12 protein-coding genes are annotated in these 13,123 nt (G+C 60.8%); 9 read left to right on the top strand and 3 right to left on the bottom strand.

Going from position 1 to position 13,123, the window contains the following annotated elements:
• Positions 1-50 precede the first annotated feature (50 nt).
• Complete coding sequence (locus AB0N72_RS03505; protein ID WP_363931754.1) at positions 51-1,016, bottom strand: LysR family transcriptional regulator; 966 nt, start codon at positions 1,014-1,016, stop codon at positions 51-53.
• 396 nt (positions 1,017-1,412) lie between these two features.
• On the opposite strand from AB0N72_RS03505, the gene nrdH reads away from it, so the two are divergent.
• The 7 genes from nrdH (at position 1,413) to AB0N72_RS03470 (ending at position 9,519) form a co-directional block, all read left to right on the top strand.
• Positions 1,413-1,655: a glutaredoxin-like protein NrdH gene (gene nrdH / locus AB0N72_RS03500; protein WP_363931755.1), complete on the top strand. Its 243-nt coding sequence runs from the start codon at positions 1,413-1,415 to the stop codon at positions 1,653-1,655.
• A 63-nt stretch (positions 1,656-1,718) separates the two neighbouring features.
• Complete coding sequence (gene nrdI / locus AB0N72_RS03495; protein WP_363931756.1) at positions 1,719-2,189, top strand: class Ib ribonucleoside-diphosphate reductase assembly flavoprotein NrdI; 471 nt, start codon at positions 1,719-1,721, stop codon at positions 2,187-2,189.
• Between the two features lie 11 nt (positions 2,190-2,200).
• Entirely contained in the window at positions 2,201-4,342 is a 2,142-nt protein-coding gene (gene nrdE / locus AB0N72_RS03490; RefSeq protein ID WP_363932088.1) for a class 1b ribonucleoside-diphosphate reductase subunit alpha, read from the top strand.
• Positions 4,343-4,458: 116 nt separating this feature from the next.
• Entirely contained in the window at positions 4,459-5,433 is a 975-nt protein-coding gene (gene nrdF / locus AB0N72_RS03485; protein ID WP_166840537.1) for a class 1b ribonucleoside-diphosphate reductase subunit beta, read from the top strand.
• A gap of 261 nt (positions 5,434-5,694) precedes the next feature.
• The gene (locus AB0N72_RS03480) at positions 5,695-6,753 is read left to right on the top strand and encodes an iron ABC transporter substrate-binding protein (RefSeq protein ID WP_363931757.1); all 1,059 of its coding nucleotides are present in this window, start codon (positions 5,695-5,697) and stop codon (positions 6,751-6,753) included.
• Between the two features lie 49 nt (positions 6,754-6,802).
• Positions 6,803-8,356 (top strand): iron ABC transporter permease, encoded by a 1,554-nt coding sequence (locus tag AB0N72_RS03475; RefSeq protein WP_363931758.1) that lies wholly within the window; start codon positions 6,803-6,805, stop codon positions 8,354-8,356.
• Entirely contained in the window at positions 8,353-9,519 is a 1,167-nt protein-coding gene (locus tag AB0N72_RS03470; protein WP_363931759.1) for an ABC transporter ATP-binding protein, read from the top strand. Before AB0N72_RS03475 ends, AB0N72_RS03470 begins: the two co-directional genes overlap by 4 nt.
• A 5-nt stretch (positions 9,520-9,524) precedes the next feature.
• On the opposite strand, the gene AB0N72_RS03465 is transcribed toward AB0N72_RS03470, so the two are convergent.
• Positions 9,525-10,877, bottom strand: coding sequence for an HNH endonuclease signature motif containing protein (locus tag AB0N72_RS03465; RefSeq protein WP_363931760.1), 1,353 nt, complete (start codon positions 10,875-10,877; stop codon positions 9,525-9,527).
• 268 nt (positions 10,878-11,145) lie between these two features.
• On the opposite strand from AB0N72_RS03465, the gene AB0N72_RS03460 reads away from it, so the two are divergent.
• The gene (locus AB0N72_RS03460; protein ID WP_363931761.1) at positions 11,146-11,343 is read left to right on the top strand and encodes a hypothetical protein; all 198 of its coding nucleotides are present in this window, start codon (positions 11,146-11,148) and stop codon (positions 11,341-11,343) included.
• Positions 11,344-11,469: 126 nt separating this feature from the next.
• On the opposite strand, the gene AB0N72_RS03455 is transcribed toward AB0N72_RS03460, so the two are convergent.
• Entirely contained in the window at positions 11,470-12,558 is a 1,089-nt protein-coding gene (locus AB0N72_RS03455; protein WP_363931762.1) for a PDDEXK nuclease domain-containing protein, read from the bottom strand.
• A gap of 61 nt (positions 12,559-12,619) precedes the next feature.
• On the opposite strand from AB0N72_RS03455, the gene AB0N72_RS03450 reads away from it, so the two are divergent.
• Positions 12,620-13,102, top strand: a complete 483-nt coding sequence (locus AB0N72_RS03450) for a DNA alkylation repair protein (RefSeq protein ID WP_363931763.1) — start codon at positions 12,620-12,622, stop codon at positions 13,100-13,102.
• The last annotated feature ends 21 nt before the right edge of the window (positions 13,103-13,123 follow it).

Genomic DNA, 13,123 nt, shown 5'->3' with positions numbered 1-13,123 from the left:
GTGATCAATCTAACCCCTACATCCAGCGGGTTCCAGCACTTGGGCATATTTCACTTGCGCCGCTGCGGACCCTTGACAGGAGCGGTTTTCAAGGGATGCAGGCCGCTCTTGCCTGCAGTGCCGCGGAGGGTATCAGCCAGCAGTTGCGTGAAGAGTTGAACCTGGGCAGTCCGCTTTTCATTGATCAGCAGGGCGAACACGTTTCGTGCCAGCCGGATGTCCGGAACGTCCAGCACCACGACCCCGGGTGGCCGGTTGCGCAGGGCCAGTTCCGGTACCAGGGAGGCACCAAGACCGGCGGCGGTCATCTCGAGGCTCGCGTGGAAGTCGTCACTGTAGGCAACCACCCTGGGATGGAGGTTGCAACTGGCGAACAGTCGCTCGATCACCAGCGCATCGCTGGTCCCGGGATGGTGGACGATCCATGGCATGTCGGACAGATGGGCGGCCTCGATCTCGGCATCCTCGCGGATTTTCCAGGACGCCGGCAGGACCACGCGGAAGTCGTCGTCGCCGATCCATTGGCGCTCCAGCGAATGCGGCCAGGCCAAACCGGACTGCCCCACCTGGTAGACCAACGCGACGTCCAGTTCGCCGCCGCTGCGCAGGCCCTGGATGGTCTGGGCAGGTTCTGCCACGGATACCCGCAGCTCAATGCCCAGTCCGTTCCACCGTTCATTCCGGAGGATATCCGGCAGTACATAGGTGGCCAGGCTGGGGAAGATGCCAAGGCGCAGTTCCTGGGCGGGGGAGTCGTTGGTCCTGGAGGCGGCCGCCATCAGGGCCTCAACATCCGTGAGGACCTTGGAGGCGTGCCGTGTCATGGTCAGGGCAGCTTCGGTTGGGACAACGCTGCGCGCCGAGCGCTGGAAGAGTTCGACGCCGGTATCACGTTCCAGCGCGGCCATCTGTTGGGAGACCGCGGAGGCTGTGTAGCCAAGCTGTGCTGCGGCGGCAGCGAACGAGCCAAGGCGGGTCACCTCCATGAGTGTTCGGAGGTGGAGGAGGTTGACCATCAGCCGATTTTAGCTGTTCGCCACGCCACATTTTCAAAGTGTCACGACACGCCGTATCCACGCGACACGCTGAAGATTAAATGTGGCTAAGTAGTCCACAGGGTGTGGATGACATCTCTCATTTTGGCGGAATCACGGACATTTTGAAGGCCCTGTCCTGTGGACGAGCGGTGGATTGAATGACATACTTGTAATACATCATCTTGGGGTTCCGGCGAGGCGCTTGCACTACATGTAGTATCGATTTACGGATTGAGCGGGAAACCAGCACAAGACTAAATAAGAGCGTGTTGGCTGTCACGGCAGCCTGCGGGCCGGTATCGGATTCAGTAGTCAGTTCCGGTTGAGCCCGCCAGATACGAAGAGAACCAGACTTCAACTTAGGGGACAGGGATCATGACCGTAACGGTTTACACGAAGCCGGCCTGTGTTCAGTGCAACGCAACCTACCGGGCACTCGACAAGAAGGGCATTGCCTACCAGAGTGTCGACATCTCCCAGGACGCCGAGGCACTTGAGCGCCTCAAGGCACTGGGTTACATGCAGGCTCCGGTTGTCGTGACTGAGCAGGACCACTGGTCCGGATTCCGCCCGGACAAGATCGAGGAACTGGCCCAGACCGTTTCTTCCGTGGCCTAAGTTTCCATTCAAACTTCGCCACCACAGCACGCCAAGAATTCCTATGTAGTTGAGGTGACTCCCATGGCACCGTTGGCAGCGGCAACCGTACGTGATGTGACGGAAGCTGTCACCACCAGGAGTCACCTCATCTACTTTTCCTCGACATCCGAGAACACCAAAAGATTCGTCCAGAAACTGGGCAGGGACGCGGCACGCATCCCGCTCTACGCCCAGGACGCTCCGCTTCAAGCGCTTGAACCTTTTGTCCTGGTACTTCCCACCTATGGCGGAACGAACGGCGAAGGCTCAGTGCCCAAGCAGGTCATCAGATTTCTGAACGATCCCCGGAACAGGGAACTGATCCGCGGTGTTATCGGAGCAGGGAACACCAATTTCGCGGACAACTACTGCGCAGCGGGAGACATCATCTCCGTTAAGTGCAAGGTGCCGCATCTTTACAAATTTGAACTCATGGGGACGCCGGAAGACGTTCAACGGGTCAACGAAGGGCTGGAAAAGTTTTGGACACAACTGTCGCAGAAACAGAAGTAACCGGGGGCGCTGTGGACACGGCCAAGAAGCCGCTGCCCGAGGCCTACAAGGGCCTGGGCTATCACGAGCTCAATGCCATGCTCAACCTGTATGGCCCGAACGGCGAGATCCAGTTCGAAGCCGACCGCGAAGCTGCGCACCAGTACTTCCTGCAGCACGTGAACAACAACACTGTGTTCTTCCACGATCTCGAAGAGAAGCTCGACTACCTGGTCAAGAACCAGTACTACGAGCGCGAGACCCTTGACCAGTACACGATGAACTTCATCCGCGAGCTCTTCAACCGCGCGTACAAGAAGAAGTTCCGTTTCGAAACCTTCCTCGGCGCTTTCAAGTTCTACACCTCCTACACGCTGAAGACTTTTGACGGCAAGCGTTTCCTTGAGCGCTACGAAGACCGCGTCTGCATGGTGGCCCTGCACCTTGCCCGCGGTAACGAAGAACTGGCCAACCGCCTCGTTGACGAAATCATCGACGGCCGCTTCCAGCCGGCCACCCCGACGTTCCTGAACGCCGGCAAGGCCCAGCGTGGCGAGCTCGTCTCCTGCTTCCTGCTCCGCATTGAAGACAACATGGAGTCGATCGCCCGCGCCATCAACTCCGCCCTCCAGCTGTCCAAGCGTGGCGGCGGCGTGGCCCTCTCGCTCACCAACATCCGTGAGCACGGCGCCCCGATCAAGCAGATCGAAAACCAGTCCTCCGGTGTCATCCCCGTGATGAAGCTCCTCGAAGACAGCTTCTCCTACGCCAACCAGCTCGGTGCCCGCCAGGGCGCAGGTGCCGTCTACCTGCACGCCCACCACCCGGACATCCACCGCTTCCTGGACACCAAGCGTGAGAATGCCGACGAGAAGATCCGCATCAAGACCCTCTCCCTGGGCGTTGTGGTTCCGGATATCACGTTCGAGCTCGCCAAGAAGAACGAGGACATGTACCTCTTCTCCCCGTACGACGTCGAGAAGGTCTACGGTGTTCCGTTCTCCGATATTTCGGTGACCGAGAAGTACTACGAGATGGTCGATGATTCCCGGATCAAGAAGACCAAGATCAGTGCCCGCGAGTTCTTCCAGACCCTCGCGGAGATCCAGTTCGAATCCGGCTACCCGTACATCATGTTCGAGGACACCGTGAACCGGGCCAACCCGATCGACGGCAAGATCACCATGAGCAACCTGTGCTCGGAGATCCTGCAGGTTTCCTCGCCGTCCGTCTACGCGGAAGACCTGAGCTACGAGACCGTGGGCAAGGACATTTCCTGCAACCTAGGTTCCATGAACATTGCCAAGACCATGGATTCACCGGACTTCGGTCTCTCCATCGAGACGTCCATCCGCGCCCTCAGCGCCGTGTCCGACATGTCTTACATCAATTCGGTACCGTCCATCGCCCAGGGCAACGCCCAGAGCCACGCGATCGGTCTCGGCCAGATGAACCTCCACGGCTACCTTGCCCGCGAGCACGTCCACTACGGTTCCGAAGAGGGCCTGGACTTCACCAACATCTACTTCTACACGGTGCTGTTCCACGCGCTGCGCGCCTCCAACCGCCTGGCCATCGAGACCGGCCAGAAGTTTGGCGGCTTTGAGAAGTCCACCTACGCTTCCGGTGAGTTCTTCGACAAGTACACGGAGCAGGAATGGGTTCCGGCAACGGAGCGCGTCCGCGAGCTCTTCGCCGGCCACCACATCCCCACCCAGGATGACTGGCGCGAGCTGAAGGCGTCCGTCATGGAGCACGGTATCTACAACCAGAACCTCCAGGCTGTTCCGCCTACCGGTTCCATCAGCTACATCAACAACTCCACCTCGTCGATCCACCCGGTGGCAGCCAAGATCGAAATCCGCAAGGAAGGCAAGATCGGTCGCGTTTACTACCCGGCCCCGTACCTGACCAATGACAACCTGGAGTACTACCAGGATGCCTATGAAATCGGCTACGAGAAGATCATCGACACCTACGCCGCTGCCACGCAGCACGTGGACCAGGGCCTGTCCTTGACGCTGTTCTTCAAGGACACTGCCACCACGCGTGACATCAACAAGGCGCAGATCTACGCATGGCGCAAGGGCATCAAGACCCTCTACTACATCCGTCTCCGCCAGCTCGCGCTGGAAGGCACGGAGGTTGAGGGTTGCGTTTCGTGCATGTTGTAACCGATATCGGTTGAATTAGCGGCAGCTGTCGCTTACACAACCAAAGAGCACGACGGCGGGTTCCCACCCGCCGTCGTAGGCTTATCTCAAGAAAACCATCGCTTAAAGGGGATGAAATGACCGAAAAGGTCAAGCTGCTGACACACGTCGAGGCCATCAACTGGAACAAGATCCAGGACGACAAGGACGTGGAAGTCTGGAACCGGCTGGTCAACAACTTCTGGCTTCCGGAGAAGGTGCCGCTGTCCAACGACGTCCAGTCGTGGCACACGCTGACGCCGGAAGAGCAGCAGCTCACCATGCGCGTTTTCACCGGCCTCACCCTGCTGGACACCATCCAGGGCACGGTCGGCGCCGTTTCGCTGATACCGGATGCGATCACCCCGCACGAAGAAGCTGTGTACACCAACATCGCCTTCATGGAGTCGGTGCACGCGAAGTCCTACTCGTCCATCTTCTCCACACTGTGCTCCACCAAGGAGATTGACGACGCTTTCCGCTGGTCGCTCGAGAACGAGAACCTGCAGAAGAAGGCGCAGATCGTCATGGACTATTACCAGGGCGACGACCCCCTGAAGCGCAAGGTTGCTTCCACGCTGTTGGAGAGCTTCCTGTTCTACTCGGGCTTCTACCTGCCCATGTACTGGTCTTCGCGCGCCAAGCTCACGAACACGGCTGACCTCATCCGCCTCATCATCCGCGACGAGGCCGTGCATGGCTACTACATCGGCTACAAGTTCCAGAAGGGCCTGGAGAAGGTTTCCGAGGCCCGCAAGCAGGAGATCAAGGACTACACGTTCGAACTCCTCTTCGAGCTGTACGAAAACGAAGTCCAGTACACGCACGACCTCTATGACGGCGTCGGCCTGGCCGAGGACGTCAAGAAGTTCCTGCACTACAACGCCAACAAGGCCCTCATGAACCTCGGCTACGAGGCCATGTTCCCGGCTTCCGTCACCGACGTGAACCCGGCCATCCTCTCCGCCCTGTCCCCGAACGCCGACGAGAACCACGACTTCTTCTCCGGATCGGGCTCCTCCTACGTGATTGGCAAGGCTGTCAACACGGAGGATGAGGACTGGGAGTTCTAGTTCGCTGTTGGGCCCGGGGTTGGTTGCAAAATGCAGCCAACCCCGGGCTTTTTTGGCTTAAGTCCTCTTGGGGGTTCGCCTACGCCGTGCTAATACGTCACGCAAGAATTGCGTAATTATCGTGATCCTTGTCACTATTGGTCTGTTCAGCTTTGCGCATAGGCAAGCCTTACCTACTCTTACATGAGCAAGCCTTCCCAACACCCAGGCCTGCACGGACGAAGGTCCCCCAAGAGTTTTTGTTCGCAGAAAGAAGTCCCCATGAACATCCCCAAGAAAGCGTTGGCCGGAATCGCCCTTGCGGCAACCGCAGCACTTGGCCTCAGCGCCTGCGGCTCCAACGCAGGCAGTGCCCCCGTTGCGTCCGGTTCTGCATCCGGAGGCGCGGTCTCCGGTGAAATCACGGTGTACAACGCCCAACACGACACCCTGACCAAGGAATGGGTTGACGCCTTCACCAAGGAGACCGGCGTCAAGGTCACCATCCGTCAGGGCTCGGACACCGAACTGTCCAACCAGATCGTCCAGGAAGGCCAGGCCTCCCCGGCAGACGTGTTCCTGACCGAGAACTCTCCCGCAATGGCGCAGGTAGAGAACGCAGGACTTTTCGCTGACGTGGACAAGGCAACCCTGGACCAGGTGCCCGCAGAATTCCGTCCCTCCACCGGGAAGTGGACCGGCATCGCCGCCCGCTCCACCGTCCTGGTGTACGACAAGAACAAGATCAGCGACGACCAGTTGCCCAAGTCCATGCTGGACCTGGCCAAGCCGGAGTGGAAGGGCAAGTGGGCCGCTTCGCCCTCCGGCGCCGATTTCCAGGCAATCGTTGCAGCGCTCCTTGAACTCAAGGGTGAAGCGGCAACCGAGGAATGGCTCAAGGGCATGAAGGATAACTTCAAGGCTTACAAGGGCAACAGCACGGCCATGAAGGCAGTCAACGCCGGTGAAGTCGACGCCGCCCTGATCTACCACTACTACTACTACGGCGACCAGGCCAAGACTGGCGAGAACTCCAAGAACGTCACGCCGTACTTCTTCAAGAACCAGGACCCGGGAGCATTCCTCTCCGTCTCCGGCGGCGGTGTCCTCAAGTCGGCCAAGAACGCTGCGGCGGCCCAGGCATTCCTGAAGTTCATCACCGGCAAGCAGGGCCAGGAAGTCCTGAAGAACGGTACGTCCTTCGAGTACGCGATCGCCTCCCAGGTTGATGCCAACGCCAAGCTCGTCCCCATCAAGGACCTGCAGGCTCCCACCGTGGACCCGGCCAAGCTGAACTCCGCCAAGGTCACCGAGCTGATGACCAAGGCAGGACTCCTCTAGTTCTGTGACTACTGACCTATCGGCTTCCCGACCGCAAGGAACGGAAAGCATGACGACGGCGGGCAGGGGCAAGCGCCCTCGCCCGCCTTTCGGCGTTTCCACAGTGTCCCTCCTGGCAGTGTTGATCGCCCTGTTCTCGCTCCTTCCGTTGGGTTACGTGGTCTACATGACCATCACGACCGGCTGGGAGACCGCCGTCGAACTCATCCTTCGTCCGCGCGTTGGTGAGCTGCTGCTCAATACTGTTCTGCTGACAGTGGTCACCATTCCGCTCTGCCTGCTGTTCGGCGTGGGTGGTGCTTGGCTGGTGGAACGCACCACACTGCGCGGGCGGCGATGGTGGGCTGTTGCGCTGGCAGCGCCGTTGGCTATCCCGGCCTTCGTCAACAGCTATTCGTGGGTTTCGGCCGTTCCGTCGCTGGAGGGCCTCTGGTCCGGGGTGCTGATAGCGACCCTTTCGTACTTCCCGCTGGTCTACATACCGGCCGCCGCCACCCTCGGCCGCCTGGACCCCGCCATCGAGCAGTCCGCTGCCTCTCTTGGACTGGGTCCGTGGGCCGTGTTCTTCAGGGTGGTCTTGCCGCAACTTCGCATCGCCATGACCGGCGGAGCCTTGCTCGTAGGCCTGCACCTCCTGGCTGAATACGGCGCGTTCGCCATGATCCGTTTTGATACCTTTACGACGGCGATCATGGTCCAGTTCCAGTCGACGTTCAATGGAACCGCCGGCAACATGTTGGCCAGCGTTTTGGTGGTGCTCTGCCTTTTCCTGCTCCTCGCCGAGGTCAAAAGCCGCGGTACGGCGCGGTACGCCCGTATCGGATCGGGAGCCCAGGGCAAGACCACGCAGTTGCCACTGGGCGCGTACCAAGTGCCGGCACAGCTCGGCCTTCTGTCACTCTCGGCCTTGGCTTTCGGCCTGCCACTTTGGTTTGTCCTCAAATGGGTGATCGCCGGCGGCGCCGACATCTGGGCCGCTGAGGAATTCCTGCCGGCACTGCTCCAGACCCTGCTGTACGGGGCGGTGGGCGCGGCTGTTACCACTGTGGTTGCTTTCCCCATGGCCTATCTGGCCGTCAGGCACCCGAGCTGGTTCAGCAAGCTGCTTGAACTTTCCAATTACGTCACGAGTTCCCTGCCCGGAATTGTAGTTGGCCTGGCTTTTGTTACCGTCAGCATCCGGGTGGTGCCAGGCGTTTACCAGACTGCCGGAGTCCTGATCGCCGCCTATGTGTTGCTGTTCCTTCCCCGGGCGCTGGTCAATATCCGCTCAGGCCTGGCCCAGGCCCCGAAGGAACTCGACGAAGCTGCGCAATCCTTGGGCAAGGCCCCGTTGGTGTCCTTCTTCAGGGTGACATTGCGGCTGACCGCCCCGGCCGCTGCCGGGGGAGCCGCACTCGTGTTCCTTGCCATTGTCAATGAATTGACGGCCACTCTGCTTCTTGCGCCGAATGGCACGCGAACCCTGGCCACGGAATTCTGGAGCAAGAGCAGCGAAATCGACTACACCGGGGCAGCTCCCTATGCCTTGCTGATGATCCTGCTCTCGGCACCCATGACTTACCTGCTTTTCCAACAGTCCAAGAAAGTAGCCGGACAGTGACAGAACAAGCCCCTTCCCGACTCCCGTCGCCCCGGGTGGCCCCCTCCGTGGCTCCGACCACGAACTCCCACCTGGACATTTCCGAAGTCACCAAGAACTTCGGCTCCCAGGCTGTCCTCAAAGGAGTGAACCTCTCGGTGGCCCGTGGCGGGACCACCGCCATCGTCGGCCCATCAGGCTCCGGAAAGACCACCTTGCTCCGGCTCATCGCAGGCTTCGAACACCCGAATACCGGGTCCATCAGCCTGAACGGCACTCCTGTGGCGGGCGACGGGGTCCAGGTCCCTGCCCACAAGCGCCACGTCGGTTACGTCGCACAGGACGGAGCACTGTTCCCGCACCTGACTGTCGGACAGAACGTCGCTTTCGGGTTGGATGCCGGCAAGCTCGACGGCGGTCGCCGGGCCATAAGAGCCCGCGTTGAGGAACTGTTGGACATGGTTTCCTTGGACCCCGCCATGGCGAAGCGACGCCCGCACCAGCTTTCTGGCGGCCAGCAGCAGCGTGTGGCCTTGGCCCGCGCACTGGCTCGGGAGCCGGAATTAATGCTCCTGGACGAGCCATTCTCTGCTCTGGACGCAGGCCTGCGGGTGGCCACCCGCCGGGCCGTGGCAAAGGTCCTGAACGCCGCCGGGGTGACGACCATACTGGTCACCCACGACCAGGCTGAAGCGTTGTCCTTCGCGGATCAGGTAGCCATTATGCGCGGTGGGAAACTTGCGCAGATCGGCAACCCCTTTGTGGTCTACACCCGTCCTGCGGACCGGGCGACGGCCGAATTCCTGGGAGAAGCTGTGATTCTCGATGCCTGGATGGAGGGTTCCCTGGCGACGTGCTCCCTGGGAGGGATTGCCGTTCGGCGCCCACCCGCCCAAGGCAAAGTACAGCTCATGCTGCGCCCGGAACAGATCCGCATCGCACCGGATGGACCAATCCGCGGCGTAGTAGTCGATACCGACTACTTTGGGCCGGAAACGACTGTCCGAATCAAGCTTGGTGCGTACACAGCGCTGGACGGTGCGGGGCAGGGGAAAGGCCACCGTTATCCGGGCGGCGGCGAGATCATCACCATCCGGCACTGGAATGCTTCGATCACCAAACCGGGCACGGAACTCTGCCTCCGCGTGGTGGGTGAAGGAGTTGCTTTTCCTGTAGGGGAGTAGCCGGCTCAGGTGCCACTTGCCGCGACACTATGGTGCCCAGGCAGAGGAGGAGCTTGTGAGCGGTAGCTATGCCCCGTTGGCGTCCTGAGCTCCACTGTATGGACGTCGCCGGGGACTGTTCTGCTGCTCCAGCCGGGGTGCTCTTTGGTGTGGTTGCAGGCTTCACAGAGCCCGGCGCCGTTGTCCAAGGAAGTAGGTCCGCCGTGGCGCCAAGGGATGACGTGGTCCGTATGGCGGATCGGCGCGTCGCAATATGGGGTCCGGCACAGGTTGTCGCGCGCTTCCATGAGCCGGCGCATACCCGGCGGGAAGAAACGAGCCCGCGAGTCCGTGGCGAGCAGCTCTCCGGTTGCAGGGGCGGTGTAGAGGCGACGTAGCCAAATGTTGAAGTCACTGCCGGGATCGCCGTTAGCCTTCGTTGTGGACACAAGCCTTCTGGCCCACTCAGCGGGGACAATTCCATAGCCGGTCAGTCGCGCCGGTTCGGAGTCACCAGCGAGGAGGGTGCGGTCGGTCATCACCAGCTGCAGGTCTATTCCTGAATAACCGGCAGAAGAACCCGTGATCCGCTCAACCAGAGTGTCGGCCATGACCTGGCCTCGGCCACGTTCCTCACCTCCGGGACGGGACCGGGCTGCGTCAGCGGCACGGGTGAGCGCCGCGTTGGCAGCGACGCCTTGGGCCACCGGAAGCAAAGCGGTCAGGATGGTCATGGTGTCCGGTGCGGGGCGGAGACTCACGGTCCTCTCGTTCGCGGCATGTGCAGCCCGTTGGGTCACCGAACGCGGATCACGCCGATAGGCGGCTGCTTTCGTGGCGGCGACGATCGCCTTGTCTCCGGCGCCGTCGAAACTTCCGGTATCGGGTGCGAGTTCTTCGTCCACAGCCGCCCGGTCTTCGACGGACAAGCACGCTGTCTCTTTAACGATCAGCGTAGCCCGCCACTCATTCAACAGCCCTGCGTCCACAGCGGCCATCGTGTGCGGCATCTCTTTGACCAAGGCCTTGGCCAAACCCAGGAGCCGGGAGCCACGGTTCGGGGATTCCCGCCGGGCAAGCGCCACCTGCGCTCCTACACCCTTGCCGCGTTCCGAGACCGGCACTCCGGCCTCGGCCCGCTCAGCACGCTGGGCAAGATCGAAGGCGACCGTGATCTTGGCTTGCAACCCCGAAATGGCCGACTTCATGTCTTCCAGCACCCGGAGTTGGTTAATCAGGTCTCTGCTTATGGTGCCGGGACTTGCAGGGGATGGACTGAGATCGGCCGCTACAGCCGCGGACACGGTACTGGCCGGAAGAGCAGGCAGCACGGCAGCACTGGGTCCTGCACCCACTCGTCTCTCCGGCTTGTGTCCCATGTTCTTACTCTGCCAGCAGGCCCGGATATTATTAGAGATCCCCGAAGGGGCGCCGAAAGTGGCCGTGGGCCCGGGACCCCTGGGCTCAGCCAGCCAAATATGACGAGTCCATCTGATCCCGAGGTCGGGACGCGCCGCGCTAAACTTTGGGTTGTGAAGATCGGGATGGTGCTGGACGCGATGCGCGGCACAAATTGGAAGGCTTACCCGACCGCCCCTTGATCCGCTTGTTCTCCTTCGCCCGATACAGGGAAAGGGGGTGGATGAAATGGACGATCAGTTTCTGGCGGCCGGTGACGTGGTCACGGTGACCGTGACGAAGTCATTGCCGTTCGGTGTTCTCGTGGAGTACGCCGATGTGCCGGGCCTCGCCAAGGGCGTTGCTGGCGCACCTGGCGAGAGGTTGAGCATGCGTGTTCTCGAGTTCGACTCGACACAACACCGGTTCTCGGCAGAACGAGCGTAGGCCAGGGGGCGGGCGCTCAGATGATGCGTGCCCGCCCTTGGCAGCCAACACCTCGTTCTTGGTCTCATGACGGGACCTCCAAGGGCTCGCCGTTTGGGGATCGAGCCACTCACTGCGGTTGGAAACTTACCCTAGCCGTGCCGCCTCGCTGGCCAGCTCGGCCTCCAAGGTCTCGATACTCGGAAGGCTAGCCACCAACTCATCAGGCAGGGAATCCGCGACGGAAGTCCGCCACTCTGCGATGCCTACAGGTGCATGGAATCCCCGCAGGGCATACTCAGCGACCACGCTGTTCTTCTCTTTGCACAGCAGCAAGCCGATGGTGGGCTTGTCGTCGGGGTGTGCCATGAGGTCGTCGACGGCCGCCATGTACATACCCAGCTGGCCCAGGAATCCGGGCTCGAACTTTACGGCTTTCAGTTCGATCACCATGTAGCAGCGCAGCTTCAGATGATAGAAGAGCAAGTCCGCAAAGAACTCATCACCTGCAATTTCAAGCCGGACCTGCTCGCCAACGAAAGCGAATCCCTGACCCAGTTCCAACAGGAATTTCTCAACGTGTTTGACCAACTGCAACTCCAGGTCCCGTTCGGTGTGACGATCGCTCATGGATAGAAAGTCAAAGACATAGGGGTCCTTGGTGGCCTGCTGTGCCAAATCCGAGTCGGCCGGGACCATAGTGGCCTTGAAATTGGTGATGGCTTGCCCTGACCTCTCGTGGAGACGGGTAGAGATTTGATGCACCAGCAGGTTGCGCGACCAGCCATGCTGGGCAGCCGCCGCTGCGTACCAGAGGCGCGTGGCGGCGTCGTCGAGCTTTTCAAGCAGGGCGATCTGGTGGTACCAGGGCAATGTTGCAAGCGGCGCTTGCAACATTGGAAAGTCGGGCCAGGCCTGCGCGAAACTCTTCATATAGCGCAAGTTCCTGGGGGAGAAGCCCTTTGCCTCGGGGAACCGTGCTCGGATATCCGTGGACAAGCGCGTGACCACTTTCGCACCCCAACCTTGCTCCGATTCCCGCTCGGCAAGCTGACGGCCTATGCTCCAATACGAGTTCAGGACCTCGCTGTTGGCAGCCGCCATGGCACGCGTACGGCCCACCTGGACTTCCTTGGCGACGATGGTGAGCAGTGCCGGATACCAGTCGGGCATCGATGAGGCAGCCGGTACGCCCGGAAACGTTGCCTCGGTCGAGAGCTGTTGGGACGGCTGCATATCTCTCCTGTCATGTGCTGTTGGCAACAACGCTATGGTCAGGGACTGACAAAATAGGCACGTGAGCGAAGCCGGTGAATTCGTGGACTACACGCTGCAGCGTGAGTCGTCGTGGGAGAAAGCTGCTGAAGCCAGTGAACGTCTTGGCGAGAGCATGAAAGTCTATGGCGCGTCAGTCGGTGCTGTCCGGGGAACGATCCGCGACGCCTTGAACAAGTACAGGAACCTCGGCCACGACGAGATCACTGCCCTGAGTTCAGAGTTGTGGGCTGAGCCGGTCTTCGAACGGCGGCTGGCGGCGGTTGTTCTGCTGCAAACCAAGGTGGGACTGCTCGTTAACACTGACCTCACGCGCATTGAGGGCTTCTTGAGGCAGGTGGGAACCCATGAGTTGGTGGATCCACTCGCCACGGATGTGGTGAAGCCGATGCTTGCCCGGCTGGAGGGCGTCGTCAAGGACCGCGCCGACCGGGTCCTTGATCGTTGGGCAACAGATCCGGACCCGGAATTGCGCCGCGCAGCTGCCTTGGTGATCGCGCCATAGGCCCTTGATAAGCGCCGTTGA

Source organism: Paenarthrobacter sp. NPDC089307, from assembly GCF_040685055.1.
Classification (GTDB): domain Bacteria; phylum Actinomycetota; class Actinomycetes; order Actinomycetales; family Micrococcaceae; genus Arthrobacter.
Note: the sequence above shows the minus strand (reverse complement) of the source record. Positions and strands in the feature narration are given on the sequence as shown.

Excerpts from the sequence above, each read along its gene's own strand:
- nrdH (WP_363931755.1), top strand. The coding sequence starts at position 1,413 with ATGACCGTAACGGTTTACACGAAGCCGGCCTGTGTTCAGTGCAACGCA.
- nrdI (WP_363931756.1), top strand. The coding sequence starts at position 1,719 with ATGGCACCGTTGGCAGCGGCAACCGTACGTGATGTGACGGAAGCTGTC.
- AB0N72_RS03475 (WP_363931758.1), top strand. The coding sequence starts at position 6,803 with ATGACGACGGCGGGCAGGGGCAAGCGCCCTCGCCCGCCTTTCGGCGTT.
- AB0N72_RS03460 (WP_363931761.1), top strand. The coding sequence starts at position 11,146 with ATGGACGATCAGTTTCTGGCGGCCGGTGACGTGGTCACGGTGACCGTG.
- nrdF (WP_166840537.1), top strand. The coding sequence starts at position 4,459 with ATGACCGAAAAGGTCAAGCTGCTGACACACGTCGAGGCCATCAACTGG.
- AB0N72_RS03465 (WP_363931760.1), bottom strand. The coding sequence starts at position 10,877 with ATGGGACACAAGCCGGAGAGACGAGTGGGTGCAGGACCCAGTGCTGCC.
- AB0N72_RS03505 (WP_363931754.1), bottom strand. The coding sequence starts at position 1,016 with ATGGTCAACCTCCTCCACCTCCGAACACTCATGGAGGTGACCCGCCTT.
- AB0N72_RS03480 (WP_363931757.1), top strand. The coding sequence starts at position 5,695 with ATGAACATCCCCAAGAAAGCGTTGGCCGGAATCGCCCTTGCGGCAACC.
- AB0N72_RS03455 (WP_363931762.1), bottom strand. The coding sequence starts at position 12,558 with ATGCAGCCGTCCCAACAGCTCTCGACCGAGGCAACGTTTCCGGGCGTA.